At 58.9% G+C, this 25,667-nt stretch carries 26 protein-coding genes and 4 pseudogenes; 20 read left to right on the plus strand and 10 right to left on the minus strand.

Annotation, left to right across the window (positions count from 1 at the left end; genetic code table 11):
• Positions 1–43 precede the first annotated feature (43 nt).
• Both ACZ9BB_RS13605 and rfaH read left to right on the plus strand, forming a co-directional pair.
• Positions 44–475 (plus strand): phosphomannomutase, encoded by a 432-nt coding sequence (locus tag ACZ9BB_RS13605; protein ID WP_476214233.1) that lies wholly within the window; start codon positions 44–46, stop codon positions 473–475.
• Complete coding sequence (rfaH, locus tag ACZ9BB_RS13610) at positions 472–978, plus strand: transcription/translation regulatory transformer protein RfaH (protein ID WP_476214234.1); 507 nt, start codon at positions 472–474, stop codon at positions 976–978. The genes ACZ9BB_RS13605 and rfaH overlap by 4 nt, the downstream gene beginning before the upstream one ends.
• Before the next feature lie 158 nt (positions 979–1,136).
• Here rfaH and ACZ9BB_RS13615 read toward each other — a convergent pair whose 3' ends face one another.
• From ACZ9BB_RS13615 to ACZ9BB_RS13625, 3 genes and pseudogenes are all read right to left on the minus strand, one after another.
• On the minus strand, positions 1,137–1,973 hold the full coding sequence (locus tag ACZ9BB_RS13615) for an undecaprenyl-diphosphate phosphatase (protein ID WP_476214235.1): 837 nt from the start codon (positions 1,971–1,973) through the stop codon (positions 1,137–1,139).
• Positions 1,974–2,264: 291 nt separating this feature from the next.
• A pseudogene (locus ACZ9BB_RS13620) lies at positions 2,265–2,660 on the minus strand (transposase); the annotation flags it as partial.
• Positions 2,661–2,702: 42 nt separating this feature from the next.
• A pseudogene (locus ACZ9BB_RS13625) lies at positions 2,703–2,871 on the minus strand (cell wall hydrolase); the annotation flags it as partial.
• A gap of 753 nt (positions 2,872–3,624) precedes the next feature.
• On the opposite strand from ACZ9BB_RS13625, the gene ACZ9BB_RS13630 reads away from it, so the two are divergent.
• The 3 genes and pseudogenes from ACZ9BB_RS13630 (at position 3,625) to ACZ9BB_RS13640 (ending at position 6,033) form a co-directional block, all read left to right on the plus strand.
• Positions 3,625–4,659, plus strand: coding sequence for an acyltransferase family protein (locus ACZ9BB_RS13630; RefSeq protein WP_476214236.1), 1,035 nt, complete (start codon positions 3,625–3,627; stop codon positions 4,657–4,659).
• Between the two features lie 435 nt (positions 4,660–5,094).
• Positions 5,095–5,293: pseudogene (locus tag ACZ9BB_RS13635) on the plus strand (IS30 family transposase); the annotation flags it as partial.
• Between the two features lie 323 nt (positions 5,294–5,616).
• Positions 5,617–6,033 carry a hypothetical protein gene (locus ACZ9BB_RS13640; protein WP_476214237.1) on the plus strand — a complete coding sequence of 139 codons (417 nt, stop codon included), beginning with the start codon at positions 5,617–5,619 and terminating at the stop codon, positions 6,031–6,033.
• Here the strand turns inward: ACZ9BB_RS13640 and ACZ9BB_RS13645 are convergent.
• From ACZ9BB_RS13645 to ACZ9BB_RS13665, 5 genes are all read right to left on the minus strand, one after another.
• Complete coding sequence (locus ACZ9BB_RS13645) at positions 6,027–6,926, minus strand: universal stress protein (RefSeq protein ID WP_476214238.1); 900 nt, start codon at positions 6,924–6,926, stop codon at positions 6,027–6,029. The two genes, ACZ9BB_RS13640 and ACZ9BB_RS13645, sit on opposite strands and share 7 nt — an antisense overlap.
• Before the next feature lie 165 nt (positions 6,927–7,091).
• A complete protein-coding gene (locus tag ACZ9BB_RS13650; protein WP_476218308.1) occupies positions 7,092–7,691 on the minus strand; it encodes a trypsin-like peptidase domain-containing protein in 600 nt (199 codons plus the stop codon).
• A 335-nt stretch (positions 7,692–8,026) separates the two neighbouring features.
• Positions 8,027–9,247 carry an organoarsenical effux MFS transporter ArsJ gene (arsJ, locus tag ACZ9BB_RS13655; RefSeq protein ID WP_476214239.1) on the minus strand — a complete coding sequence of 407 codons (1,221 nt, stop codon included), beginning with the start codon at positions 9,245–9,247 and terminating at the stop codon, positions 8,027–8,029.
• Positions 9,248–9,256: 9 nt separating this feature from the next.
• A complete protein-coding gene (locus tag ACZ9BB_RS13660; RefSeq protein ID WP_476214240.1) occupies positions 9,257–10,261 on the minus strand; it encodes an ArsJ-associated glyceraldehyde-3-phosphate dehydrogenase in 1,005 nt (334 codons plus the stop codon).
• A gap of 44 nt (positions 10,262–10,305) precedes the next feature.
• Positions 10,306–10,671, minus strand: coding sequence for a metalloregulator ArsR/SmtB family transcription factor (locus tag ACZ9BB_RS13665; protein WP_476214241.1), 366 nt, complete (start codon positions 10,669–10,671; stop codon positions 10,306–10,308).
• A gap of 26 nt (positions 10,672–10,697) precedes the next feature.
• Here ACZ9BB_RS13665 and ACZ9BB_RS13670 point away from each other — a divergent pair, with 26 nt between their 5' ends.
• A complete protein-coding gene (locus ACZ9BB_RS13670; protein ID WP_476218454.1) occupies positions 10,698–10,934 on the plus strand; it encodes a hypothetical protein in 237 nt (78 codons plus the stop codon).
• Between the two features lie 132 nt (positions 10,935–11,066).
• The gene (locus ACZ9BB_RS13675) at positions 11,067–11,276 is read left to right on the plus strand and encodes a hypothetical protein (RefSeq protein ID WP_476214242.1); all 210 of its coding nucleotides are present in this window, start codon (positions 11,067–11,069) and stop codon (positions 11,274–11,276) included.
• A gap of 262 nt (positions 11,277–11,538) precedes the next feature.
• On the opposite strand, the pseudogene ACZ9BB_RS13680 reads toward ACZ9BB_RS13675, so the two are convergent.
• Both ACZ9BB_RS13680 and ACZ9BB_RS13685 read right to left on the minus strand, forming a co-directional pair.
• Positions 11,539–11,694 (minus strand): annotated as a pseudogene (locus ACZ9BB_RS13680) (DUF3079 domain-containing protein); the annotation flags it as partial.
• The gene (locus ACZ9BB_RS13685) at positions 11,693–12,136 is read right to left on the minus strand and encodes a CopD family copper resistance protein (protein ID WP_476214243.1); all 444 of its coding nucleotides are present in this window, start codon (positions 12,134–12,136) and stop codon (positions 11,693–11,695) included. The gene ACZ9BB_RS13685 and the pseudogene ACZ9BB_RS13680, both read right to left, overlap by 2 nt.
• Positions 12,137–12,325: 189 nt before the next feature.
• Here ACZ9BB_RS13685 and ACZ9BB_RS13690 point away from each other — a divergent pair, with 189 nt between their 5' ends.
• From ACZ9BB_RS13690 to ACZ9BB_RS13750, 13 genes are all read left to right on the plus strand, one after another.
• On the plus strand, positions 12,326–12,997 hold the full coding sequence (locus tag ACZ9BB_RS13690; protein ID WP_476214244.1) for a GntR family transcriptional regulator: 672 nt from the start codon (positions 12,326–12,328) through the stop codon (positions 12,995–12,997).
• A 105-nt stretch (positions 12,998–13,102) separates the two neighbouring features.
• The gene (locus tag ACZ9BB_RS13695) at positions 13,103–14,035 is read left to right on the plus strand and encodes a 4-hydroxyproline epimerase (RefSeq protein WP_476214245.1); all 933 of its coding nucleotides are present in this window, start codon (positions 13,103–13,105) and stop codon (positions 14,033–14,035) included.
• Complete coding sequence (locus ACZ9BB_RS13700) at positions 14,032–15,147, plus strand: NAD(P)/FAD-dependent oxidoreductase (RefSeq protein ID WP_476214246.1); 1,116 nt, start codon at positions 14,032–14,034, stop codon at positions 15,145–15,147. Before ACZ9BB_RS13695 ends, ACZ9BB_RS13700 begins: the two co-directional genes overlap by 4 nt.
• Positions 15,140–15,376 (plus strand): (2Fe-2S)-binding protein, encoded by a 237-nt coding sequence (locus ACZ9BB_RS13705; RefSeq protein WP_476214247.1) that lies wholly within the window; start codon positions 15,140–15,142, stop codon positions 15,374–15,376. The genes ACZ9BB_RS13700 and ACZ9BB_RS13705 overlap by 8 nt, the downstream gene beginning before the upstream one ends.
• Positions 15,373–16,629, plus strand: coding sequence for an FAD-dependent oxidoreductase (locus ACZ9BB_RS13710; RefSeq protein ID WP_476218310.1), 1,257 nt, complete (start codon positions 15,373–15,375; stop codon positions 16,627–16,629). Before ACZ9BB_RS13705 ends, ACZ9BB_RS13710 begins: the two co-directional genes overlap by 4 nt.
• Before the next feature lie 71 nt (positions 16,630–16,700).
• Positions 16,701–17,450 carry an AraC family transcriptional regulator gene (locus tag ACZ9BB_RS13715; protein ID WP_476214248.1) on the plus strand — a complete coding sequence of 250 codons (750 nt, stop codon included), beginning with the start codon at positions 16,701–16,703 and terminating at the stop codon, positions 17,448–17,450.
• 469 nt (positions 17,451–17,919) lie between these two features.
• On the plus strand, positions 17,920–18,279 hold the full coding sequence (locus tag ACZ9BB_RS13720) for a DUF6124 family protein (protein ID WP_476214249.1): 360 nt from the start codon (positions 17,920–17,922) through the stop codon (positions 18,277–18,279).
• A 1,381-nt stretch (positions 18,280–19,660) separates the two neighbouring features.
• Positions 19,661–20,479, plus strand: coding sequence for an ABC transporter substrate-binding protein (locus ACZ9BB_RS13725; protein ID WP_476214250.1), 819 nt, complete (start codon positions 19,661–19,663; stop codon positions 20,477–20,479).
• Between the two features lie 10 nt (positions 20,480–20,489).
• Positions 20,490–22,268 carry a cis-3-hydroxy-L-proline dehydratase gene (gene lhpI / locus ACZ9BB_RS13730; protein WP_476214251.1) on the plus strand — a complete coding sequence of 593 codons (1,779 nt, stop codon included), beginning with the start codon at positions 20,490–20,492 and terminating at the stop codon, positions 22,266–22,268.
• Positions 22,261–22,926, plus strand: a complete 666-nt coding sequence (locus ACZ9BB_RS13735) for an amino acid ABC transporter permease (RefSeq protein WP_476214252.1) — start codon at positions 22,261–22,263, stop codon at positions 22,924–22,926. The genes lhpI and ACZ9BB_RS13735 overlap by 8 nt, the downstream gene beginning before the upstream one ends.
• A gap of 10 nt (positions 22,927–22,936) precedes the next feature.
• Positions 22,937–23,587 (plus strand): amino acid ABC transporter permease, encoded by a 651-nt coding sequence (locus tag ACZ9BB_RS13740; protein ID WP_476214253.1) that lies wholly within the window; start codon positions 22,937–22,939, stop codon positions 23,585–23,587.
• On the plus strand, positions 23,580–24,302 hold the full coding sequence (locus ACZ9BB_RS13745) for an amino acid ABC transporter ATP-binding protein (protein WP_476214254.1): 723 nt from the start codon (positions 23,580–23,582) through the stop codon (positions 24,300–24,302). Before ACZ9BB_RS13740 ends, ACZ9BB_RS13745 begins: the two co-directional genes overlap by 8 nt.
• A 41-nt stretch (positions 24,303–24,343) precedes the next feature.
• The gene (locus tag ACZ9BB_RS13750; RefSeq protein ID WP_476214255.1) at positions 24,344–25,372 is read left to right on the plus strand and encodes a trans-3-hydroxy-L-proline dehydratase; all 1,029 of its coding nucleotides are present in this window, start codon (positions 24,344–24,346) and stop codon (positions 25,370–25,372) included.
• Positions 25,373–25,667: the final 295 nt, after the last annotated feature.

Raw genomic sequence — 25,667 nt, forward strand, 5'->3', positions numbered from 1 at the left:
GAATCGATTTTTTGGTCGTTATTTCCCTATGGACGAAGCCTCTATGAAGACATTGAGCGGTTTCAAGGCAGGTGACAGTCGCCGCCCGTATGGCGCTGACCTTAAGAACAACCTCGCATACCTCATCGTGCGCGCCTATGCGTCGGAGCTGATCTTTCCCCGGGTGCAAAAACCACCGGTGTTGTTGGTGGAGCGCATTGGCGCCTTCCCCTCCTCCGGGGAAATCCGTCGTCGAGTCAAGGATGGCCCCGCGCTGCTGGCGAGCATCAAGCAGCGCTACGCTGCCGACGCCCTCGACATCAACGAGAGCGAAGGACTGAGCCTGGTCTTCGCCGACTGGCGCTTCAGCTTGTGCCTCTCGGATAAGGGCCACATGACTTGCCTGACCGTGGAAAGCCGCGGCGACAGCTCGCTCCTGCAGCGCAAAACCGTCGAATTGCTGGAGCAGATCGATGCAGGGGGGGCCTTTGAATGAACGCGATTGCAGCACACGCCGACAAAGCCTGGTATCTGGTGCAGTGCAAGCCCAAACAAGATGAGCGCGCCGAAGAACATTTGCAGCGCCAGGGCTATGCCTGTTTTCGTTCCACCTACAGGCGTGAACGAATTTTACGGGGCCAACGCCGGGTGATCAGCGAGTCGCTGTTTCCGGGCTATCTGTTTATTCAGTTGAGCCTTCAGGACAGTTGGGGCCCGCTGCGTTCGACCCGCGGTGTGTCGCGAGTTGTCGGGTTTGGCGGTCAGCCACTGCCGATCCGCGATACGCTGATCGACGAACTCCAGGAACGGGATAGCCAGGCGATCGTGAAAACGCTGTTGAGGCACGGAGATACGGTGCGCATCACTGAAGGCCCGTTCTCCGATCTCGAAGCGGTGTTCCTGGCCATGGATGGCGAGGAACGGGTGCTGTTGATGATGAATTTCCTGCAGCGTGAACAGAAAATCAGCCTGCCACTGGCGCGGGTCAACAAGCTTTAGATTTGCTCGGAGTCTTGAGTCAAAGAAACCTGTGGCGAGGCAGCTTGCTCCCGCTTGAGTGCGTAACACTCACAAAAATCGGCAATGGTTGTCAGATTTTTGGGGCCGCTACGCAGCCCAACGCGAGCAAGCTCGCTCGCCACAAAGCGCAGGGAAACCTACGCCGCCTCCGAGAGGTGATTCCAGTCGACCCACCCCAAAAACCACGTCGCCAGGATCAGCAAACCGAACGCAATCCGGTACCAGGCAAACACCGCGTAGCTATGGTTGGCGATGAACTTGAGCAACCCGCGCACCGCAATCATCGCGAAGAGAAACGCGGCGACAAACCCCAAGGCGAATACCGGCAAATCTGCAGCCTGGAACAAGTCGCGGTACTTGTAACCCGAGTACACCGCGGCCCCCACCATCGTCGGCATCGCCAGGAAGAATGAGAACTCGGTGGCCGTCTTGCGTGACAGGCCAAACAGCAACCCGCCGATAATCGTCGAGCCCGAGCGCGAAGTGCCGGGAATCATCGCCAGGCACTGTGCGAACCCGACTTTCAAGGCATCGGTCCAACGCATCTCGTCGACGTGATCGATAACGACTACATGCTCGCGTTGCTCGGCCCACAACATGATGATTCCACCGATCACCAGCGCCACGGCCACGGTAATCGGGTTGAAAAGATACTCATGGATCTTGTCGGCGAACATCACTCCCAGCACAACGGCCGGCAAAAAACCGATCAACAGATTCAGACTGAAACGTTGTGCATTACGCTGGGTCGGCAAGCCGGTGGTGATCTCCAGAATCTTGCGACGGAACTCCCAGACGACCGCCAGGATAGCCCCCAACTGAATAATGATATTGAACGCCATGGCTCGCTCACCGCCAAAGTCGAGCAAGTCGGCGGCAATAATCTGGTGCCCTGTACTGGAGATGGGCAAAAACTCTGTGAGCCCTTCAACCAAGCCTAGAATCGATACCTGCGCAGTGGTCCAGAAGTCCATTAATCCCCCGTTAAACCCTCTCGGCTGAAAGGTCTGCTAATGATGCCGAACATTTGATCCTGATCGCGATTAAACCTGTCGGACCAGCGGAGGATTAAAGCGCACTCTCTGCCCGCTTTAGCTAAACGTTATAAAACGTCTATGTCGGAGCACCAGGGTCGACCTTAGAATGACATTGTTTTATAGGACGGCACTTGTGCATCGCGCATTCAGGGATGCCACTCATTTCGGAGAGAGTGTCAGATTTTTTGTGTGCGGGCCGGTAATGGTGCCGTCAGGCAGGCCTTCATTTCACCAGGTCGGCCTGATGAATCGATCGCCATACAAGACCGCAAATTGATTCATGGCGTTTTTCAGTCATGGGCGGCACTGCCCCAATTGGCGGTGATATTTTGCAACGCCAGCCAGATCAGCTTCGTCGCTACATCGTCGGTTGGAAAGTGACCTCTTGTCTTGATGATTTTGCGCACCTGAGCATTGATGTTCTCGATGGCATTGGTGGTGTAGATCACTTTCCGGATGGCTGGCGGGAGACGAAAACGGGATGACTCGGTCCCAGGCACGTTTCCAGGTTGCAGCCCACCGTAGGATATTGTTTACCCCAAGGTCCAGATTCGAAGGCCTCTAGACCTGTTCGGCAACTTCAGCGTTAAGTGCTTGACAGATCGGTTTCAGGGCGCCCAAGAGAACACTCCATATGGCAAAAATCATAGTACTCGCCGGTGACAGCTTCAGGTACGCGCCGTCATAGCCCTCCCCCCACCACGACTTGGCCTTGCCGTCGTTCACGCGGCTGCGAATCGTCCAGCCAACGGCAATCTGGCCCCCAACCCTTCCCCTCGGGCCTCACCCCCAGTGTTCGGGCAAGAATGTCTCGATCTCTATCTGTGACAGTCATAGTTTTCTCCAGGCGTAAAAAAGCCCGCAACTGGGCGGGCGTTCGGGAGGATCTGCAGCAAATGCTGCGGGATAATCGGCACGTTTTTATTCTGACGCTCAAACGCTGGGCTTTGTAATAACCATGATACCCGAATGGTTATTATTTGACGCATTTCTAATTGAGGCTGATTGCTATGATCCACCGTAAACACCATTGCCAGAGACTCCCAAGTGAAATTGACACGTGCTGAAAAAGCCAAGTCTCGTGGATGGGTATGGGCCTATAAAAAAATCAGGGGTTATGGATGCCCTCGAAGGACAGCCGTCCACAGAGCAACCCTGTATGTACTTCGAGGCGACTCGGGAGTGTTCTCCAGCAAGCGCAGTTGGCAAACATTCCGAATCCGGCGTTAGCCCCTACCCACAATGTGCAGGCACGCACATAGCGATATTTTTCTCCAGGCACAAAAAAGTCGGCTTCTGCGCTCGCGTTCGGGAGGATCTGCAGCAACAGGCTCCATGTGGCTGGCCAAAACAATCGGAATGTTAAAAACCGTCTGATTAAATCAGGTACACGATCCCAGCGCGTGGATAGACTTGTATCCAGATTGATGCTGATGTGGTGTCGTCTTACTTTCTGATCATTGGAAAATATTGAGCTGCAATGTGCGAATATCGTAATTCGGAGCGGGATGGTTTTGTCAGATTTCTGGCCACTCACAATTAACGATAGATTAGCGCTCTTTCCCCCTTCTTAAGCGAGACCACTACAATGGAAAGAAATCCCTGGGTTGATTACGCAAAGGCGATAGGAATTATACTTGTCGTGTATGGGCACGTTGCGAGAGGTGTACACAAGGCCGGCATACAGATGGATGAAAGTCTATTTCAGTTGGTGGACAGCATCATCTACAGTTTCCACATGCCGCTGTTCTTCTTCCTGTCGGGACTTTTCTTCTATAACTCTTTTAAAAGCCGCGGTACCAGCCGCCTAATCGCCAATAAAGTCGATACAATACTTTACCCATATATTTTATGGTCACTGCTTCAAGGCTCTATCGAGACCGTTTTGTCGAAGTACACAAACGGCAGCGTTACATTTTCCGAGGTGCTTTCGCTCGCCTCGCAACCGCGGGCTCAGTTCTGGTTCCTGTACACGCTGTTCCTGGTGTTCGTGATCAGCTCCTTCTTATTTGTGCTATTCGACAAGTCGCGAAGTGTATTACTACTGGTGGCCTTTGGCGTCCTGTACTCCATCAATGGCGATCTATCTCAGAACCTAATAATTAACCTTATCCTAGGTAATGCCTTCTTTTTCATCCTCGGCATTTGGTTCGACAACATCAAGTCAGTATTCGATAAGAATTACGCCAGCCTTGCTGTAGCTTTGGGCGCACTATTTATAATTGGCCAGTATGTTTTTCACGGGCCCATGGGGATGATGTACCAGGATCGCGGTTTGGCATCGCTAGTCCTGGCCACGGTATCCATATGCTTCGTGATTGCGCTGTCTATGTGCCTGAGCCGATTGAGCATCAAGGGTTTGATGTATATCGGTGCGTCCTCGATGACTATTTATTTGATGCACATTATTGCCGGCAGCGGAGCACGCGTGGCGCTGAGTAAGCTCTTGGGCATTCAGTCTCCAGGCGCTCACTTGTTCATAGGTACCCTGATCGGCCTTGCCGGGCCGTTAGTAGCCCAAGCCATCATCCAGCGCTACCGTCTCAGCGCGCTCCTGACCGCACCTAAATCAGCCTCTGCAGAAGCTTTTTTCCTGCGCCTCCGGCAAAAACAGGTCGCCTGATAGGGCTGGGCGAGGGCTAAGCCTTCGCCTGCTCCGCCGCCCTTCTTCGGCACTCTGGTCGAGGTAGGAATGGCAGTCACCTGTCCCCTCCGCAAAGATCCGTACGTGCGGAATTACCGCATACGGCTCCTGCGAGCCTCCAACGCCTGGCGAAAACTCCATGCATCTTCATGCTTTTCAAACCCAAGCAAACTGTCGTCTGCATATCTCACAGCAATCATCTGACCTCGTGCAGTCTTCCGATGCGGTTACGCCCAGCGGGCGCTCACTACCATCTGCCTTTGGGCACTGTGGCCTTCCGCTTCGCTTAACAGCGTCGGCGCCCTGGACTCATGATTTCGCAGCTCAATGGCTGGCCTGCTGGTTTCCCCTGCCAACGCTTCACCGTACACCTCACGGTGCGCAACGCATGACTCGGGATCGAGGTGTTTCGCCAAACGTGGAGCCAGCGAGAACACCCATGGCCTTGTCCGCCAGTTTTTGCCCAAGGGAAACTGCCCTGTCCCATTACACCCAAAAGGAGTTGGAAAAGTTTGCGTATTTACTGAAGATCCGACTACGCAAGCGATTTAACATCGAGGTATCCACTCAGCTGATGGGCTTGCAACATGAGGCTCCTGCTTCAATTCAATAACCGTGTTGCACTCATCCCCTGCAACCGCCCCCTCTCGGCTGAAAGGTCTGTTGATGATTCCGAGTATCTATCGGGTCAACGGAGAATTAAAACGCATTATCCGCCTGCTTGAGCCAAACGTTATAAAACGTCCATGACCAGGGCTATGACCACCTCTACGGCCCCACCCGCCTGCTACGCTTTGCGTTCATGACTGGAGGAAATAACCATGCCGGACGATCCTAACCCCCCATCGCGGCCACTCATCGTCCGATCGTTGACGTTTGGAGTTTCGGCGCGCGCAATGTCTACCCCAAAAAATGATCGCCCAGAGAACACTCCACATGGCAAAGATCATAGTACTCGCCGGTGATTTCCCGCAGGGCGATGGGGAGTATCACTCGGGAACCATCACACTCAAGACAGCCCTTAAACCACGACAGGGGAAGAGTTTCTCCGTCTCGGAACTTAAAGATCTAACGGTCCAGAGCACGGACTCCAGTAAAAATTTAACGAGCGCCATCGGCTTTGGCATTGCGGGCGCTATGTTGCTGGGGCCAGTCGGGGCCATCGCCGGCTATTTGCTAGCCGGCAAGAGCACCGAGGTGACCTTCATGGCCACCCTGAAGGACGGCGGCAAGCTCCTGGCGGCAACCGATAGCGATACCTACAGGGATATCTCGGCACGTGCCCTCAAAAAGTCCCGCCCCAGCCGCCGAGACGCCCCTTCCGAGTCATTCAACAACGAATCCACTCACTGATCCGCTTGCCCCGCGACCGCGAAGATGTTGCAGGGCACGTGATACAGCACATGCTCTGTCGTACTGCCCACCCACTTGCCCAGCCCCTTGCGATGCGCGTTTCCCATGACGATCACGTCGGCCCGGTGATGCGCTGCGAAGTCGGTCAGCGCTTTGGTCACTGGCCCTGCAACGAAGTGTTGTCGCTCAATGGGCACGCCATAGTGGTCGGCCAATGCGGTAAATGACTTATGCAGAGACTTGCGCACATCGCTGTTGAAGCCAGGCATTGTTACTGCGCCAGCGCCTGCATCGGACATGTGGGGCTGTGAGAGATCGTAGGCATGCAGCAGATGCAGCTGCGCATTGCATTGCATCGCCAATCCATTCGCCGCCTGGATGATGCGGTCGTTGATGCCGCTGATCTGGGTCTCGGGTTGCGACGGATCGACTGCCGCCACGATCACTCGTGGAAGCGGGCAACTGACGTCGCTGACCAGATGGACAGCCACCGGGCATTCACGCAACAGATGCCAGTCCAGAGGCGTGATGAACACGCGCTTGAGCGCAGATTCGTGCTGCACGTCCTTGATCACCAGGTCTGCCTGCATTTCTGCCACGTGCCGAAGGATCTCTTGCAGCGCGTTGCGCGTTATCAGCACTTCGGTACTCAGCCTGATGCCGCGATCACGGATCAGCTCGGCCTCATCCTTCAGCCATTTTTCGTTCTCTTGCTGACAGGCCTCACGAAGCCGCACACCGGTAGTCAAACCCAGAATGCCATTGTCTTCGATAAACACCGTGATATGCAGCGCTGCGCCAGTGGCTTCGGCAATGGCGACAGCCCGCTGCAACGCCGGCGTATGACGCATGGCTGGACCGGCTACCAGAAAGAGTCGTTGATATTGGCTCATGTAACACCTCCAAACGTTCCGGGATATCTAGCCCCAGCTCTCTCGCCTGTCTTGCTATTGCCTCAACTAGCTGGATCGACACTATCAATATACGCCTGGATTCAATAAGCGAGTTAAAGACACCGCACCGAATCCGACGATCCGGATTCGGGCGATGATCCAAAACTACTTCTGCGCGTACTTCGCGCCGTGCGGATCATTAAGCTTGGCCTGCATCAACCCCCACTCACGCTGAATTATCGAGTACGGAATAAAAATGCTGATCCTCTCGGCGCCCTTAACCCCGGGATGGAAACTTATATCGTTAAGTGTGGTGGAGAAAAAACCGACATTGATCCCGACAATGCTGCCGTCGTTGGCGATGACTGGCCCACCCGACATTCCCTTGATCATCGGCGCATCATGGATGGCATAGCGCTCGCCACTGCCTTCATCGCTATTGATGAAAGGCGCCGGATACACCTTGCCTTGCCCGGTGACCGTGGTCATGTACGGACTCGTCCCCACGGCAGTGATGTGCTCACCCACGCGCGGTGCGCGCCATGACGGATAATGGCCGTCGGCCTTGTGCTTGATGAAGACCAGGTCGCAACCGGTGCTGCAGCTGTATTCCACGTTGCGGATGAGTGGGGTGTGGCGGGTGGTGACGGCGTAGTCCTCGTTCCATTGCACGGCCGAGGCTGTGTACAGATAGGGCAAGGGAAAGCCTGAGAAGACAGAAAAGTATGAATCATTGGCAGGCCCCGACAAGTCGGGTTTAACCATACCGTTGCATCCTGCAAGAGAAGCTCCTATTAAAAAGTAGGCCATGACTTTAATCATGATTAATCACCGACTTATAAGGAGGATGTCATTTTTGTTGTGGCGAAGCTTAGTTGTCTGGCTGTTGTAGCTTCCTCGTGGGTTCGCTTGGTTGGTAATGTAGGCCGAGGTTGTAATAGTGCGTATGAATAAATTGTGCTAAGTCCAATCGCTTTTCGATCCATATAACAAATTGCAAATATTTGACGCCTGAAAAATGACAGAACACCAAATAAAGATAAAAATTGAAGTTGTGATATTGCAACTAAAACGTGGGAAATAGCTGCCTTTAGAGCTGTTTAGATCTCTTCGGCATGCCTCGGCAACGCGATTGAAATTACCGCGGCGAATATAACAAATGCGCTGGAAATCCATAAACACGCTTGCAGCCCGAAGAGCTGATAAACCCAGCCAGAGAGCACAGTGCCGATCAATCGTCCCATGGCGTTGGACATGTAGTAAAAACCCACGTCCAGCGACACACCGTCTTCCTTGGCATAGGACACGATCAGGTAGCTGTGCAGCGAGGAATTCATCGCGAACAGCGCACCAAAGACCATCAATCCACCCAACAGCACCCACTGTTGCGACAACCCGGTGTTCAGCCCCAGAGCGATTGCCGCGGGCAGGCCTGCCAGAGCAAGCGCCCAGACAAACGCAGCGCGGCCATCGGGAACATGCCCTCGTTGCTTACCGGTGATTCGCGGCGCGAACGATTGCACGATGCCGTAGCCGATCACCCAGGCCGCGAGGAATCCACCGACCGCCCAGAAATCCCAGCCAAAGACGCTGCTCAGGTAAACGGGCAAGGCCACCACAAACCAGACATCGCGAGCACCGAACAGGAACATCCGTGCTGCCGACAAAATGTTGATGGCACGGCTCTTGGAGAGGATGTCGCGGAACCTGGGCTTGGCTTTCGCTTTGCCCAGATCCTTTTTTAACAGGATCAAGCTGCTGATCCAGATCAGCGCCAACACACCCGCCATGGCGAGCATTGCCCCTTTGAACCCGATTAGCGCGAGCAATGCCCCGCCGAGAAAGAAACCGACGCCCTTAAGTGCATTCTTCGAACCGGTGAGAATGGCTATCCAATGATAAAGCGTGCCCTGCTGCCCATCGGGCACTAACAGTTTGATAGCGCTTTTGGCACTCATCTTGTTCAGGTCCTTGGCGATCCCCGACAGCGCCTGAGCCCCCATCACCCAAGGAATCGTCAACCAGGCCACTGGCACCGTCAGCATCAACAGCGCTACAACCTGCATCCCCAGCCCGATGTTCATGGTCCGGTTCAGGCCCAGTCGGGCGCCGAGATAACCGCCCACCAGGTTGGTGATCACACCAAAGAGTTCGTAGAACAGAAACAACGCCGCGATTTGCAGCGGGCTGTAGCCCAACGCATGAAAATGCAGCACCACCAACATGCGCAAGGCACCGTCGGTGAGGGTGAAGGCCCAGTAATTGCCCGTCACGAGCAGGTACTGCCGCACTTGAGGCGTGAGGGCTGACAACGCTTTCATCACCGCGCCTTAAACGGCCAGGCCGACCATTCTGGCCAGTTCGACGGTGCGATTCGCGTAACCCCATTCATTGTCATACCAGGCATAAAGTTTGACCTGGGTACCGTTGATGACCATGGTCGACAGCGCATCGATGATCGATGAGCGCGGGTCGGTGCGGTAGTCGATGGACACCAGCGGACGCGTCTCGAACCCAAGGATGTCTTTCAGTTCGTTCTCGGACGCGTCCTTGAGGAACTGATTCACTTCTTCGACCGTGGTGACGCGCTCGACTTCAAACACACAATCGGTCAGCGAAGCGTTGGCCAGCGGTACGCGCACGGCGTGGCCATTCAGACGCCCGCGCAACTCAGGGAAGATTTCGGCAATGGCGGTGGCGGAGCCGGTGCTGGTCGGGATCAGGCTCATGCCCGAAGCCCGTGCCCGGCGCAGATCCTTGTGCGGTTGGTCGAGGATGCTTTGGGTGTTGGTCAGGTCGTGGATGGTGGTGATCGAGCCGTGGCGAATGCCCAGTTTCTCGTGGATCACCTTCACCACCGGCGCCAGACAATTGGTGGTGCACGACGCGGCGGTGACGATGCGATGTTCCGCCGGGTTGAACAGCTGATGGTTGACGCCCATGACGATGTTCAACGCACCCTGCTCCTTCACCGGAGCGCTGACCACCACGCGCTTGACGCCCTGGTCGAGGTAAGCCTGCAGCACCGCGACGGTCTTCATCTTGCCGCTGGCTTCGATCACCAGATCGCAGCCCGACCAATCGGTATCGGCGATCGCCTGGCTGGCCGTTACCTTGATTCGTTTGCCGTCGATGACAATGCAATCACCCTCGGCGTCCGCCTGATAATTCCAACGGCCATGCACCGAGTCGAAGTTCAGCAGGTGCGCATGGGTCGCCGCGTCGCCCGCCGGGTCATTGATCTGCACGAACTCGAATTCCGGCCAGCTCCAGGCGGCGCGCAGGGCGAGACGACCGATGCGGCCAAAACCATTGATGCCCACTTTGATAGTCATGTTGCAGTGCTCTGTCTTTGTTGTCAGGGATGGCGTTCCTGGAATCATCGAACCGGACAGCAGACAGCTGCCCGCTCCGGACGGTCGCCCATTTCTTCAAGGCGCCTGGCATCAGGGCTCAACCAGTGCTGGTTGGCTTCGAGCACGATGCTCAGCAACCGACGCACCCAGTCCGGAAGATTCGGGTGCAGCCGGTAGTAAACCCATTGGCCTTGCCGACGGTCCGACAGCAATCCGCACGTGCGCAACTGCGCCAGGTGTCTGGAGACTTTGGGCTGGCTCTCGTTCAACGCACAGGTCAATTCACAGACACACAGCTCACCCTCATGGGCGATGAGCAGCATCATGCGGACCCGGTTGTCGTCAGCCAGGCATTTGAAAACAGTGGTCGGCGTCAGAAGGTCAGCCATTTGATTTTTTTTCTGCCTCAGGAGATATGCGCTTTTTCGAATATACGTTTATCCGCATGTACGGTAAAGCGTCGGGGCAAATGTATCGACCTCGTATGGGGATGATCTTTATTTACTTCGACGTGGAGGCTAATTATGTCGATGAGCGTTACACCGCCCTGGATAACCAAGTGGTCATGCCCGCCTACACCACCGTGGACGCGGTGAAATCAAACGTGACGGTCAGTCAAACGCGCCACCTCGCCACCATTCGTCGCCTGTGAAAGCGCGACGCGAAATCTGCGCCACGTCTGGCTTAGGGATTGCACGCGCCGGTCGTAGCAGCCCCAGAACGACGTAATTCTGACGCGGCGGCACTCAAACTAACGCGCTTGGTCAGTCACCGGAGATGTAACGTGTCAACTCTCAATGAAATCGCAGCGAACCACGCGAGAATGGCAAAAGCACTGACAGGAGAGTCGACCGAAATGTGTGAGCGACAACCCCAAATAGTGGGAGGGTTCGAAGTCTCATTGGTTGATGAGCAACAGCACATTCCACTGCACCTCATCGCTGGCGTTCAGCAGGACAACCACCTAGGACAGGCAACTGGCTATTCGCTCTGACTGAATCTGATCAAGCATGCCGGGAGCAATGCTCTCTTTTCACTGTCGCGACACCATTTGCTCATTCGCCAATCGTGTCGCGCTTTATAGAATTGGTGCCCACCCTGACCAACTGCTGGCCATCCAGTAATCCATCTGAAATACACTTGGCCGGGCAAGCGGTGCTGACTTTACCCAGCGTCGCGCCAAGTGTCCCGAACACAAAGCTGAAGAAAACTAACATTGAGCCTGGCGGCGACACGTCAACCTGTCGCTGCGCCCTCTACACACCCTCGTCCGGCGCCTTGTCTGTCGCCACGAGCGTCTCGATTCCCCAATCGCCAGGCACATGCCAATCCTCTCCAAACAGCTCGACCGGATGCATCGTACGGTCGGAGCCATTGCCGCAAGCCAAAGACTTGGCCGGACAATACCGGTCACCACGTCAGGTAAAACATGCCCTTGGCCAGCAGGACGATGACGACCATATGGCAGAACAGGCTGCCATGGATGAAATGCAGGTATCGAGCGTTCATTCGGTTGCTTTTGAACAAAAACATGGCGGCCAGGAAATGCAGCAGCACGCTCACGGCGACCACAATCTTCAACAGTAACAACGTGCTGAACGATGACGCCAATGGCGTTGCAAGGACGGGCAAATAGCGCAGCCAGACCATGCCCAGTCCCGCGCCGAACAATACCAGCAGCACCCACGGCATCAGCGTACGGGCTCGTCGGCCGATACCCTGCTCGACCAGCAACATCACTTTGGCGGGCAACTGATTGCGGATGCTTTCCAGGAACAGCACTTCGAAGAACACCGTGCCGATAAAGATCAGGGCGGCAAACAGATGAAGGGTCAGAAACAGCGGATAGAGCATGGGATTCTCGCCCTCGGTTCAGCTGTCGGATTCTGCGCAGCATACCGGGCAGGCCGGTTCAGGCGGTTGACATCAATCAAGAAACCCGCAGATCCCGGATTCGGCCTGGTCTGGAGTACACGGACCAAGGAAGATCAGCGAAAGAATTTCGTATACCCTATTGCTATCTCACTCCAAACGACCGCCGCCGTGAACCTACCCAAATTCAACGCTCCCGACCTTGGCAATACGCCTTCGACTTCGGAAATCATCACCCGTCATCTGCGGGACGCGATCGTCGCCGGGCATTTCGCCGAGGACGAGCCGATTCGCCAGGACGACATTGCCCGCCAGTTCAATGTCAGCAAAATCCCGGTACGCGAAGCCCTCAAGCGCCTGGAGGCCGAGGGGCTGGTGATGTTCCAGCGCAATCGCGGGGCGATGGTCACGCGGGTTTCCGATGCGGAGCTGGCGCAGATGTTCGAAGTGCGGATGTTGCTGGAGGACAAAATACTGCGCCTGGCCATTCCCAACATGACCGAAGAAACCTTCGCCCGTGCCGAGCGTATCTGTCAGGAGTTCATCGGCGAGGATGATGTGGGCCGCTGGGCCGAGCTCAATTGGGAGTTGCATGCCTGCCTCTATGAGCCGGCGCAACGGCCGTTCCTGGTCAGCCTGATTCGTTCGGTCAACGACAAACTGGAACGCTACCTGCGCATGCAGATGAGCCTGTCGGCCGGCAAGGAGCGGGCTGACCACGAACACCGTGAGATCATCAAAGCCTGTCGTGCCAAGGATGTGGATCTGGCAGTGAAACTGTTGGACGAGCACATTGCCGGCGTCTGCAAGACCCTGTTCGAACACCTGCCCCACGCCCACTAGGTGCTGTGCTGATTTCGTCATCGGCACAGGATAAATCCATCAAGCCGACACCCCGCCGCACGGGCCACTCTTTCGTTCACTCATCTGAACGGACGTGGCCCTCCCATGAAACGCATCACCGTGATCGACTCCCACACCGGCGGCGAACCGACCCGCCTGGTGACCGCCGGTTTTCCTGACCTGGGCAGCGGCAGCATGGCCGAACGGCGGCAGCTGCTCGCCGAACATCACGATCACTGGCGCGCCGCCTGTGTGCTGGAACCCCGTGGCAGCGACGTGCTGGTGGGTGCCTTGCTCTGCGAACCCGTGGACCCGAGCGCCTGTGCCGGGGTGATCTTCTTCAACAACAGCGGTTACCTGGGCATGTGCGGCCACGGCACCATCGGCCTGGTGGCGTCGTTGGCGCATCTGGGCAAGATCAGCCCCGGCGTGCACCGCATCGAGACGCCAGTGGGGACGGTGCAGGCAACCCTGCACGACGACCATTCGGTGAGCGTGCGCAATGTGCCGGCCTACCGTTACCGCAAGGCGCTGGTGTTGCAAGTGCCGGGAATCGGTCAGGTGGTCGGCGATATCGCCTGGGGCGGTAACTGGTTTTTCCTGATCGCCGAGCATGGCCTGCGCATCGCCGGCGACAACCTCGACGCGCTGACCGCCTATACCTACGCCGTGCAGCAGGCACTGGACGTTCAGGGCATTCGTAGTGAGGACGGCGGATTGATCGACCATATCGAACTGTTCGCCGATGACGATCACGCCGACAGCCGCAACTTCGTACTCTGCCCCGGCAAGGCCTATGACCGCTCACCGTGTGGCACCGGCACCAGCGCCAAACTGGCGTGCCTGGCGGCAGACGACAAGTTGCAACCGGGGCAGATCTGGCGCCAGGCCAGTGTCATCGGCAGCGAGTTCGAAGGCTCTTACGAACTGCAGGGCGAACGCATCGTGCCGACCATTCGCGGCCGGGCCTTTATCAGCGCCGAAGCCAGCCTGATCATCGAACAGGATGACCCGTTCGCCTGGGGCATTCGCCCATGAACGAGGGCCTTGTGGCCGATGTGATCGTGATCGGCGCCGGCATCATCGGCGCCGCCTGTGCCCAGGCGCTGGCCCGTCGAGGCTTGCAAGTGCTGGTGCTGGACGCCGGCCTGCACGGCGCGACGGCGGCGGGCATGGGGCACCTGCTGGTACTCGATGACAATCCGGCCGAGCTGGCCCTGAGTCAACATTCCTTGCAACGCTGGCGCGAACTGGCACCGGACCTGCCAGACGGCTGCGCCTACCGCAACAACGGCACACTGTGGCTGGCGGCCAACGCCGAGGAAATGGCGGTCGCCCATGGCAAATACCTGAACCTGCAAACCCAGGGCGTGGCATGCGAATTGATCAGCGCCAGTGCCTTGCGCCAGCGTGAACCGGAACTGCGCGAGGGTCTGGAAGGCGGTTTGTTGATCAATGGCGACGGCATTCTTTATGCGCCGGCGACAGCCAGTTGGATGCTCGACACGCCGAATATTCGTCAGCGCCGGGCGCGGGTCAGCGCGGTCGATGGCAACCGCGTATGCCTCGATGACGGCCACTGGTTGAGCGCCGAAGCGGTGGTGTTGGCCAACGGTATTCAGGCCAACGAACTGTGCCCGGAGTTACCCATCGAGCCGAAGAAAGGTCATCTGTTGATTACCGATCGCTATCCCCGCACCGTCACCCATACCTTGGTCGAACTGGGTTACGTCACCAGCGCCCACAACGCCACGGGACCGTCGACCGCCTGCAATATTCAGCCGCGCCCCACCGGGCAATTGTTCATTGGTGCTTCGCGGCAATTCGGTACCACCGACCCGCAGGTCGAAGGCTGGATGCTGGCGAAAATGCTCAAGCGCGCCACCGAGTACATGCCGGCTCTGGCCCGGCTCAACGGCATCCGCGCCTGGACCGGCTTTCGCGCCGCCAGCCCCGATGGCCTGCCGCTGGTGGGCCAGCATCCACAGCGCCAGGGCTTGTGGCTGGCGGTCGGTCATGAAGGGTTGGGGGTCACCACGGCCCCCGCCACGGCCGACTTGCTGGTGGCGCAACTGTTCCACGAAACCCCGCCACTGCCCGCTCACCCCTATTTGCCCCAGCGCTTCCTCGGAGAACCTGCCTATGCCTGAATTACTGCTGGACGGCCGCGCCTTGAAGGTGGCCGAGGGCACCAACGTCGCCGCTGCCTTGGCGGCAAGCAGTGATGGATGCACGCGCACATCGGTCAGTGGCCAGCGCCGCGCACCGCTGTGCGGCATGGGCATCTGCCAGGAATGCCGGGTAACCATCGACGGTCGTCGGAGCCTGGCCTGCCAGACCCTGTGCCGAGACGGCATGCAGGTGCAGACATGGCCATGAATGAATACGCCGATCTGCTAATCATCGGTGCCGGCCCGGCGGGCATGGCTGCCGCCCTTGCTGCCGCGCCGAGCGGCGCACGCATCGTCCTGCTCGACGACAATCCGCTGCCGGGCGGGCAAATCTGGCGTGACGGGCCTCAAGCCAACGTGCCCGACCAGGCCCTGCGCCTGCGTGAGCGTTTGCAGTCCCGCAGTAACATCCGCCGTCACGCTGGCACCCGAGTGATCGCCAATCCCGGTCCGAAACAGCTGTTGGTCGAAGATGACGATAAAGGCTGGCTGATCAGTTATGACAAGCTGATTCTGTGCACCGGCGCCCGCGAATTGCTGCTGCCCTTCCCCGGCTGGACATTGCCCGGCGTGACCGGGGCCGGTGGCTTGCAGGCGCTGATCAAGGCCGGTTTATCGGTGCAGGGTGAACGCGTGGTGATCGCCGGCAGCGGCCCGCTATTACTGGCAAGTGCCGCCACTGCGAAAAAACACGGCGCGCAGGTACACCGGATCGCCGAACAAGCCAGCCGCACCGCCGTCGCCGGTTTCGCCGCACAACTGCCACGCTGGCCCAACAAATTGATGCAATCGTTCAGCTTGTTCGACCGCCATTACCGCACCGCGACTCATGTACTGGCCGCCCTTGGCACTGACCGACTGGAAGGCGTACGCCTGCAACAGCAAGGCAAAATCGTCGAACTGGAATGTGATCGGCTGGCCTGTGGTTTTGGCTTGATCCCGAACATTCAGTTGGGCCAGGCACTGGGTTATGCCATCGAGGGGCAGGCCTTGGCGGTGGATGCCTGGCAGGCCAGCAGCCGCGCCGATCATTATGCGGCGGGTGAATGCACCGGGTTTGGTGGCAGTGAACTGGCGTTGGTCGAAGGTGCAATTGCCGGCCACGCAGCGGTCGGTAACCTTGAGGCTGCCCGCCAATTGTGGCCTCGCCGGGCACGCTGGCAGGGTTTCGCCAAGGCACTGAATCAGGCATTCGCCCTCGCCCCGTCACTCAAGTCCCTGGCCCAGCCCGACACCCTGGTCTGCCGCTGCGAAGACGTGCCTTATGCCGCATTGGCCGGGCACACTGACTGGCGCGAAGCCAAGCTGGCCAGCCGCTGCGGCATGGGCGCCTGTCAGGGCCGGGTGTGTGGCGGCGCGGTGCAGCACCTGTTTGGCTGGCAACCTTCGGCGCCCCGCCCGCCCTTCAGCCCGGCGCGAATCGAGACCTTGATGTGCCTGAACGACACCCCGCCAACCTGAACCCCCCTTGGGGGTTTCAGCCATACTGCCGAGCCTCTATGATCCCGGGGTCACCCTCAGACCCCAGCGCCATGTATCCCTCGCTCAGCACCTTCAAACCCTGCGACTTGCCAACGCTGCTCAACAGCCTGCAGCCGATTGCGCCGCTGCTCGATACCCTGTCGGACGTGGTGTTTTTCATCAAGGACAGCCAAGCCCGCTACGCCTTCGTCAACCAGACCCTGGCCCGGCGTTGCGGTTTCAAACATTGTGAGGAGCTGCTGGGGCGCACCGCCGAAATGGTCTTCCCCGAACGCTTCGGCCCGCTGTACACCGAACAGGATCGGCGGGTCCTGTCCAGCGGCCGCGAACTGGCCGATCAACTGGAGCTGCATCTGTATTACGGCAACCAACCGGTCTGGTGCCTGACCCACAAACTCGCCTTGCACGATGAGCAGGGTCAGATCGTTGGCCTGGCCGGGATCTCCCGCGACCTGCAATCACCACAGTCCAACCATCCCGCGTTCCAGAAACTCGCCGCCGTGGACGCGCATATCCGCAGCCATTTCGCCCGCCCCATCAGCCTCGCCGAACTGACCGCCATCGCCGGCTATTCCGTGGCGCAACTGGAGCGTCACTGCAAACGGGTTTTCCAGCTCACCCCGCGGCAGATGATAAACAAGGCCCGCCTGGAAGAAGGTTCGCGGCTGTTACTGCACACCGACCTGCCCATCACCGAAATCGCCCTGCGCTGCGGTTACACCGACCACAGTGCCTTCAGCCGACAGTTCCGCGCCTTGACCAGTTTGTCACCGAGTCAGTATCGGGATAATCAGCGCTAAGGATCGTTCCCACGCGCAGCAAAGGAATGCAGCCCGGGACGCTCTGCGTCCCACTCTCTAAAGCCGAACACAGAGCGTCCGTTGAGGCATTCCCACGCAGAGCGTGGGAACGATCAACAGGCGATGTTTAAACGACACTTCCAGACACTCACTCAGCCTACACATCCTTGCGCCGTTGCCTACGACTACGCCAGAATCCGCCGGCTTGTGCGCCTTGAGGCCGGGCTCTATCGTTTCCGGGTCGCTGACGAATCAGCGATCGGATTTGACCGTCCGAACAAATCAAGGCGCGCCAGCGTCCAAGACCAAATTCAGGCATTGCCTGAAAAATCGTGTCGCGGTGGCTGTGCGTGGGACACCTTCGGGTGTGCCGGATTCCTTGATGTCCGGTCGGTCAACCCGCGTACAGCTGCCACCTTGTTCGTTTGACCGCGAACGGCGGCAGCTCCAGTCATCAAGGAGCTTCATCATGATCAAACCTACACCCAACCCACCGGCAACCGATCCAACATCCCCGTACGAATCCCTCGATTCGAAAAAACTCAACGAAGCCGCCGACCGCGCCCTCGACCACTACCTCAAACCGCCCATCCCCAAAGACACCAAGCGCAAACCCAGCACCATTTACCATGTGGGTACGAAGGTCGATAACGAAACCCTGCTGGTCAACGCCTGCGAAACCCTGGCCTCGGCCAGCGTGATGCTCAGTGAGTTCGCCGGGTTGGTGGACATGCCACATCGCAACATGATGTTGGGGATTCAATCGGTGGTGATGCTCGGGGAGCTGGCGGTGAACCGGGTGCTGGATAACCTCGACCCCCCGGCCTGATATTGATCTGAGGCTATAGGGCTTTTGTGGCGAGGGGGCTTGCTCCCGCTCGGCTGCGCAGCAGTCGCAAAACCTGAGCATGCGGTGTACCTGAAAAACCGTGACTGCCGGGTTTGGGGCCGCTTCGCAGCCCAGCGGGAGCAAGCTCCCTCGCCACAACAGCATGGCTGTCTGCAACGTTCTGCGGTGCTTTTTCGGGCCTCATCGATAACCTCGATCCGCCGGCCTGATATTGATCTGAGCCTATAGGGTATCTGTGGCGAGGGAGCTTGCTCCCGCTCGGCTGCGCAGCAGTCGCAAAACCTGAGCATGCGGTGTACCTGAAAAACCGTGACTGCCGGGTTTGGGGCCGCTTCGCAGCCCAGCGGGAGCAAGCTCCCTCGCCACAACAGCATGGCTGTCTGCAAAGTTCTGCGGTGTTTTTTCGGGCCTCATCGATAACCTCGATCCGCCGGCCTGATATTGATCTGAGCCTATAGGGCATCTGTGGCGAGGGAGCTTGCTCCCGCTCGGCTGCGCAGCAGTCGCAAAACCTGAGCATGCGGTGTACCTGAAAAACCGTGACTGCCGGGTTTGGGGCCGCTTCGCAGCCCAGCGGGAGCAAGCTCCCTCGCCACAACAGCATGGCTGTCTGCAACGTTCTGCGGTGCTTTTTCGGGCCTCATCGATAACCTCGATCCGCCGGCCTGATATTGATCTGAGCCTATAGGGCATCTGTGGCGAGGGAGCTTGCTCCCGCTCGGCTGCGCAGCAGTCGCAAAACCTGAGCATGCGGTGTACCTGAAAAACCGTGACTGCCGGGTTTGGGGCCGCTTCGCAGCCCAGCGGGAGCAAGCTCCCTCGCCACAACAGCATGGCTGTCTGCACAAAGTTCTGCGGTGTTTTTTCGGGCCTCATCGATAACCTCGATCCGCCGGCCTGATATTGATCTGAGCCTATAGGGCATCTGTGGCGAGGGAGCTTGCTCCCGCTCGGCTGCGCAGCAGTCGCAAAACCTGAGCATGCGGTGCATCCGAAAAACCGTGACTGCCGGGTTTGGGGCCGCTTCGCAGCCCAGCGGGAGCAAGTTCCCTCGCCACATTAGGGGTATTCCCGCAAAGGGTTAGCCGAATCAAAAGATCGCAGGTTTTGCCCGCTCCCATGCCTGTGGGTGTTCCTTAAAGGGGCGCCCCGCACATCCCTTGCTCCCATCTGTAACACCCGCCATTGCGGACCTCGACCCTCACGGCACCACTGCGACGCACTACAACACCTCTACTTCAAGGCCTGACGATTAATTCACGCCTCGGCCTGGAAATGGGCACGTTGATTGCTATATTTAATATCGTATACGAAATCCCCAATACGATATCCAACAGCACTTCACATCAACGAGGCCTCTATGAAAAACCCCGCATTTGCCGTAGCCCTCAGCGCTGTTCTCAGTACCTCCTTCATCGCCACCGCACAGGCCGACAAGCTCGACGACATCATCGGGTCGGGCAAGCTGCGCTGCGCCGTGACCCTGGACTTCCCGCCCATGGGTTTTCGCGATGCCGGTAACAACCCGGCCGGTTTCGACGTGGACTACTGCCACGACCTGGCGAAAATCCTCGGGGTCGATGCCGAAGTGGTAGAGACACCATTCCCGGACCGCATCCCGGCGTTGGTTTCCGGGCGGGCCGACGTGATTGTCGCCTCCACCTCCGACACCCTCGAACGAGCCAAGACCGTCGGCCTGACGGTGCCCTACTTTGCCTTCCAGATGGTGGTGCTGACCCGCGACAACACCGGCATCAACAGCTTCGATGACCTCAAGGGCAAACCCGTGGGCAACACCAGCGGCACCTATGAAGCCATTGCCCTGGAGAAAGACGTGAAGAGCTGGGGCACCGGCAGTTTCCGCGCCTATCAGTCGCAGAACGACACGTTGCTGGCCGTCGCCCAAGGCCATATCGACGCCACCGTGGTCACCAATACCGTGGCTGCCGCCACCCTCAAGTCGGGCAAATACAAAAACCTGAAAGTCGCCGGTAACGCGCCGTACGTGATCGACTACGTCTCTCTCGGTGCCAAGCGCAACGAGTATGGCCTGCTCAACTACCTCAACCTGTTCGTCAACCAGCAGGTGCGCACCGGTCGTTACAAGGAGCTGTTCGTCAAATGGGTCGGCACCGAAATTTCGCCGACCAACCTGACCGTGCCACAGGTCTACTACTGAGGTGTCCGGCATGCCTAGGCCCATTTTTCTGACCGGTCGCAGCCTGGTCGCGGGCGCCGCCGAGGGTGCCCTGCTGTTCGCCGATATCGGGTTGAGTTTCTGGGGCGGGGTCGATCCGTATAGCGGCGAGATCATTGACCGTCACCACCCGCTCAGCGGCGAATACCTGGCCGGCCGCGTGCTGGCCATTCCCAGCGGTCGCGGTTCGTGCACCGGCAGTAGCGTGTTGATGGAACTGATCAGCAACGGTCACGCACCGGCCGCATTGGTGCTGGCCGAAGCGGATGAAATCCTGACCCTGGGCGTGCTGGTGGCACAGACCATTTTCGAGCTTTCCCTGCCGGTGCTGTGCATCGGCCAGGAGGCCTTCGCCATGTTGCGCGGCAAGGCTTTCGCTCGGGTCGACGGCGCCTCGGTAACCGTGTTCGAACACTTGCCGGGCGATGCCTGGCAGGCACTCGACAGCCCATCGCAACCTGCAGAAACCAGCGCCTCGATTGAACTCACCGAACACGACCGGACGCTGCTCGACGGCGAACATGGCAAGGCCGCGCAGATGGCCATGCAGATCGTCCTGCGCATGGCCGAACTGCAAGGTGCCCGCCGTCTGGTGGATGTCACCCAGGCGCACATCGACGGCTGCATCTACACCGGGCCGGCGAGCCTGCGTTTTGCCGAACAACTGGTGCAATGGGGCGCCAACGTGCGGGTGCCCACCACCCTCAATTCGATTTCCGTGGACCAGCGCCGCTGGCGCGAGCTGGGTATCGACCCGGCGCTCGGCGAACCAGCCAGTGCCTTGGGCGATGCCTATATGGCGATGGGCGCACAGCTGAGTTTCACCTGCGCGCCCTACCTGCTCGACAGCGCACCGAAAGCTGGCGAGCAGATCGTCTGGGCCGAATCCAATGCAGTGGTTTACGCCAACAGCGTACTCGGCGCACGCACCCTCAAATACCCGGACTACCTGGACATCTGCATCGCCCTGACCGGCCGCGCCCCATTGATCGGCTGTCACCTGGACGCACAACGCAAGGCCCGACTGCAGGTCGAGCTGCCCGTCCTGGGTGAACTGGACGATGCCTTCTACCCGCTGCTCGGTTATCACATCGGCGCGCTAGCGGGCAGCCGGATTCCACTGGTGTACGGGTTGGAAAACCGCAAGCCGAGCCTGGACGACCTCAAGGCATTCGGCGCAGCGTTTGCCACCACGTCCGCCGCCCCCTTGTTCCATATCGCCGGGATCACCCCGGAGGCCATCGACCCGGAACAGGTGCTGGAGACGGGTGTGTCCATACCCATGGAAACAATCCGCCTGAAGGATCTATTGGTCAGTTGGCGCGAACTCAACAGTGCCCGCGACAACCGGGTGGATGTGGTCTCGCTGGGCAACCCGCATTTCTCCCTCAGCGAGTTCGCTCACCTTGCGCGGCTGTGCCTCCGTCGGCACAAACACCCGGACGTGGTCCTCGCCATTACTTGCGGCCGCGCCGTGCTGGAGCAGGCTCGCGACGCCGGGCACATCGCCGTGATCGAAGCTTTCGGCGCCACCCTGGTCACCGATACCTGTTGGTGCATGCTCGGCGAACCGGTGATCCCGCCGGGCGCAAAAACCTTGATGACCAATTCCGGCAAATACGCCCATTACGCACCCGGTCTGGTGGGGCGCAAGGTGCACTTCGCCAGCATCAAAGAATGCGTCGACGCCGCCTGCAGCGCTACCGCCAGCGGTCGCCTGCCGAACTGGCTGCAACCTGCCTTGCCGATGGAGAGCCCCGCGTATGTTTGATTACACCTTCCAATGGCGCGCGACCCTGCGCGCCCTGCCGGACATGCTCGCCGGTGCCGTGGTCACCTTCGAGACCGCCGCGCTGTCGATGATCTTCGGCGTGCTGATCGCCCTGGCCCTGACCGTGATGCGCGAAAGCAAAAACCCGCTGCTGCGTGGTATCGGCAACGGCTGGGTGTCAATCGCGCGCAACACCCCGTCGCTGTTCCAGATCTACGTCCTGTACTTCGGCCTCGGTTCGCTGGGCATGCACGTCAGCTCGTGGTTCGCCCTGCTGGCCGGGATCACGTTCAACAATGCCGGGTATCTGGCGGAGAACTTTCGCGGCGGCCTCAAGGCCGTACCCGACACCCAAGTGCGCGCCGCACGTTCGCTGGGCATGAGTGCCTTCCAGGCCTACCGCATGATCATCGTTCCGCAGCTATTGCGGATCGTCTTCTACCCGCTGACCAATCAGATGGTCTGGGCGGTGCTGATGACGTCGCTGGGGGTGATCGTCGGGCTGAACAATGACCTGACCGGGGTGACCCAGGACTACAACGTCAAGACGTTCCGCACCTTCGAGTATTTCGCCATTGCAGCGGTGCTGTATTACCTGATTGCCAAGACGATCGTCGCGGCAGCCCGGCTGATGGCCTGGCGGTTGTTCCGTTACTGAGGAGCTGTCCATGTTTGACACCGGTTTTTCCTCCAATGACCTGTTGTTCCTGCTCAATGGCGCCTGGGTCACGCTGCAACTGACATTCTGGTCGATCATTCTCGGCTCCCTGGCCGGTTTGCTCTTCGGCCTGCTGCGGGCCTTGCTGCCTCGGGCCAGTCTGCCCCTGGCCTGGGTGCTGGATGTGTTTCGCAGCGTGCCGCTGCTGATCCAGTTCGTGCTGTTCAACTCGCTCAAGAGCATCGTCGGCCTGAACATCAGCGCCTTCAGCGTCGGCTGCATTGTGCTGGGGGTTTATGCCGCCGCGTACTTCACCGAGATCGTGCGCAGCGGCGTGCTATCGGTGCCATTCACCCTGCGCCGGGCCAGTCGCTCGCTGGGCCTGAGCTTCCTGCAGGACCTGCGTTGGATTGTCCTGCCGATGGCCACACGGGTGGCCTTCCCTGGCTGGCTGAACCTGGTGCTCGGTGTGATGAAAGACACCGCGCTGGTGATGTGGATCGGCATCGTCGAACTGCTGCGCGCCTCGCAAACCATCGTGACCCGCATCCAGGAACCGTTGCTGGTGCTGTGCATCGCGGGCCTCATCTACTACGTCATGAGCCTGGTGGTCGCTCGCCTGGGCGCTCGTCTGGAAAGAAGGTGGCAAGAAAATGATTGAGATCGACAACGTACATAAATCCTTCGGCGACCTCGAAGTGGTCAAGGGTGTCAGCCTGACGGTGAACAAGGGCGAGGTGGTGTCGATCATCGGCGGCTCGGGCTCCGGCAAATCGACCCTGCTGATGTGCATCAACGGCCTGGAGCCGATCCAGAAAGGCAACATCCGCGTCGACGGCGTAGAGGTCCATCACAGCGCCACCGACCTCAATCGCCTGCGGCAGAAGATCGGCATTGTGTTCCAGCAATGGAATGCCTTCCCGCACCTGACGGTGCTGGAAAACGTGATGCTGGCGCCGCGCAAGGTCTTGGGTAAAAGCAAGGCCGAAGCCGAGGCACTGGCGGTGCAGCAACTGACCCACGTGGGCCTTGGCGACAAGCTCAAGACCTTTCCCGGCAAGTTGTCCGGCGGCCAGCAACAGCGCATGGCGATTGCCCGCGCCCTGGCCATGTCGCCGGACTACATGCTGTTCGACGAAGCCACCTCGGCCCTCGACCCGCAACTGGTGGGCGAGGTGCTGGACACCATGCGCATGCTCGCCGAAGACGGCATGACCATGGTGCTGGTGACCCACGAAATCCGCTTTGCCCGCGACGTCTCCGACCGCGTGGCGTTCTTTCGCAATGGCCTGGTGCACGAGATCGGCTCGCCGGATCAAGTGATTGGTAATCCGGTGCAGGCGGAGACGGCGGCGTTTCTGAAATCAGTGAAATAACAACTGGCCTCATCGCGGGCAGGCAATAGAAGGAGCAAACCATGCGCTCATCGAAAGTCATTCATGTAGTCAGTTGCCACGCCGAAGGTGAAGTCGGCGATGTGATCGTCGGCGGCGTCGCCCCGCCGCCCGGGGCCACCGTTTGGGAACAATCGCGCTGGATCGCCAAGGATCAAACCTTGCGCAACTTCGTGCTCAACGAACCTCGCGGCGGTGTGTTCCGTCACGTCAACCTGTTGGTGCCGGCCAAGGACCCAAGGGCGCAGATGGCCTGGATCATCATGGAACCGGCGGACACGCCACCGATGTCCGGCTCCAACTCGCTGTGCGTGGCCACGGTGCTGCTCGACAGCGGCATTCTGCCGATGACCGAACCGCAAACCCGGCTGGTGCTCGAAGCGCCCGGCGGGCTGATCGAGGCCGTGGCCGACTGTCGCGACGGCAAGGTCGAACGGGTGGAAATCAAGAACGTGCCCTCCTTCGCTGACCGCCTCGACGCCTGGATCGAAGTTGAAGGCCTCGGTTCATTGCAGGTCGATACCGCGTACGGCGGCGACAGTTTTGTCATCGCCGATGCCCAACGCCTGGGCTTTTCCATTCGTCCTGATGAGGCTGCAGACCTGGTGGCGGTCGGGTTGAAAATCACTCGTGCGGCCAATGAACAACTGGGCTTCGTCCATCCGCTAAACCCTGAGTGGTCGCACATTTCCTTCTGCCAGATCGCCGCGCCCATCGTCATGGAGAACGGTATTGCCACCGGTGCCAACGCGGTGGTGATTCAACCCGGCAAAATCGACCGCTCGCCCACCGGCACCGGCTGTTCAGCGCGCATGGCGGTGCTGCAGGCCAAGGGATTGATGCAAGTGGGCGAGCGCTTTATTGGCCGTTCGATCATTGGTTCCGAATTCCATTGCCGCATCGATTCACTAACCGAAGTGGCCGGCCGGGCGGCGATCTACCCGTGCATTTCCGGCCGCGCCTGGATCACCGGCACCCACCAATTGCTGCTCGACCCGAGCGATCCGTGGCCACAGGGCTATCGCCTGTCAGACACCTGGCCGGGTGCCTGAGGCCGAGTCGGAGCTTCTGTGGTGAGAGGTGTGGTGAGGTAGCTTTTGTGGCGAGGGAGCTTGCTCCCGCTGGGTTGCGCAGCAGCCCCAATGCTGTAATCGCGGTTTGTCTGAAACAATCGGTACTCTGGTTTCACGACTGCTGCGCAGCCGAACGGGAGCAAGCTCCCTCGCCACAAAAGCCCCCTTACCACAAGGGCTGCCTCACCACACAAGCTCCCTAGCCAGAGTGATTTCACCCAAAAAACCCTGATTGATTGAAAAAAGCACTAGCCGAATATTGTCACTTGAAATA

This window comes from Pseudomonas sp. TE3552, from assembly GCF_056278945.1.

What these genes read in the sequence shown, in the direction of transcription:
- ACZ9BB_RS13720 (WP_476214249.1), top strand. Translation starts at nt 17,920, where the DNA reads ATGATCAAACCTACACCCAACCCACCGGCAACCGATCCAACATCCCCG.
- ACZ9BB_RS13735 (WP_476214252.1), top strand. Translation starts at nt 22,261, where the DNA reads ATGTTTGATTACACCTTCCAATGGCGCGCGACCCTGCGCGCCCTGCCG.
- ACZ9BB_RS13670 (WP_476218454.1), top strand. Translation starts at nt 10,698, where the DNA reads ATGCGCTTTTTCGAATATACGTTTATCCGCATGTACGGTAAAGCGTCG.
- ACZ9BB_RS13725 (WP_476214250.1), top strand. Translation starts at nt 19,661, where the DNA reads ATGAAAAACCCCGCATTTGCCGTAGCCCTCAGCGCTGTTCTCAGTACC.
- ACZ9BB_RS13685 (WP_476214243.1), bottom strand. Translation starts at nt 12,136, where the DNA reads ATGCTCTATCCGCTGTTTCTGACCCTTCATCTGTTTGCCGCCCTGATC.
- ACZ9BB_RS13660 (WP_476214240.1), bottom strand. Translation starts at nt 10,261, where the DNA reads ATGACTATCAAAGTGGGCATCAATGGTTTTGGCCGCATCGGTCGTCTC.
- ACZ9BB_RS13640 (WP_476214237.1), top strand. Translation starts at nt 5,617, where the DNA reads ATGGCAAAGATCATAGTACTCGCCGGTGATTTCCCGCAGGGCGATGGG.
- ACZ9BB_RS13750 (WP_476214255.1), top strand. Translation starts at nt 24,344, where the DNA reads ATGCGCTCATCGAAAGTCATTCATGTAGTCAGTTGCCACGCCGAAGGT.
- ACZ9BB_RS13645 (WP_476214238.1), bottom strand. Translation starts at nt 6,926, where the DNA reads ATGAGCCAATATCAACGACTCTTTCTGGTAGCCGGTCCAGCCATGCGT.
- ACZ9BB_RS13715 (WP_476214248.1), top strand. Translation starts at nt 16,701, where the DNA reads ATGTATCCCTCGCTCAGCACCTTCAAACCCTGCGACTTGCCAACGCTG.
- ACZ9BB_RS13705 (WP_476214247.1), top strand. Translation starts at nt 15,140, where the DNA reads ATGCCTGAATTACTGCTGGACGGCCGCGCCTTGAAGGTGGCCGAGGGC.
- ACZ9BB_RS13615 (WP_476214235.1), bottom strand. Translation starts at nt 1,973, where the DNA reads ATGGACTTCTGGACCACTGCGCAGGTATCGATTCTAGGCTTGGTTGAA.
- ACZ9BB_RS13605 (WP_476214233.1), top strand. Translation starts at nt 44, where the DNA reads ATGAAGACATTGAGCGGTTTCAAGGCAGGTGACAGTCGCCGCCCGTAT.
- ACZ9BB_RS13695 (WP_476214245.1), top strand. Translation starts at nt 13,103, where the DNA reads ATGAAACGCATCACCGTGATCGACTCCCACACCGGCGGCGAACCGACC.
- ACZ9BB_RS13665 (WP_476214241.1), bottom strand. Translation starts at nt 10,671, where the DNA reads ATGGCTGACCTTCTGACGCCGACCACTGTTTTCAAATGCCTGGCTGAC.
- ACZ9BB_RS13745 (WP_476214254.1), top strand. Translation starts at nt 23,580, where the DNA reads ATGATTGAGATCGACAACGTACATAAATCCTTCGGCGACCTCGAAGTG.
- ACZ9BB_RS13740 (WP_476214253.1), top strand. Translation starts at nt 22,937, where the DNA reads ATGTTTGACACCGGTTTTTCCTCCAATGACCTGTTGTTCCTGCTCAAT.
- lhpI (WP_476214251.1), top strand. Translation starts at nt 20,490, where the DNA reads ATGCCTAGGCCCATTTTTCTGACCGGTCGCAGCCTGGTCGCGGGCGCC.
- ACZ9BB_RS13710 (WP_476218310.1), top strand. Translation starts at nt 15,373, where the DNA reads ATGAATGAATACGCCGATCTGCTAATCATCGGTGCCGGCCCGGCGGGC.
- ACZ9BB_RS13630 (WP_476214236.1), top strand. Translation starts at nt 3,625, where the DNA reads ATGGAAAGAAATCCCTGGGTTGATTACGCAAAGGCGATAGGAATTATA.
- ACZ9BB_RS13700 (WP_476214246.1), top strand. Translation starts at nt 14,032, where the DNA reads ATGAACGAGGGCCTTGTGGCCGATGTGATCGTGATCGGCGCCGGCATC.
- arsJ (WP_476214239.1), bottom strand. Translation starts at nt 9,247, where the DNA reads ATGAAAGCGTTGTCAGCCCTCACGCCTCAAGTGCGGCAGTACCTGCTC.
- ACZ9BB_RS13650 (WP_476218308.1), bottom strand. Translation starts at nt 7,691, where the DNA reads ATGGTTAAACCCGACTTGTCGGGGCCTGCCAATGATTCATACTTTTCT.
- rfaH (WP_476214234.1), top strand. Translation starts at nt 472, where the DNA reads ATGAACGCGATTGCAGCACACGCCGACAAAGCCTGGTATCTGGTGCAG.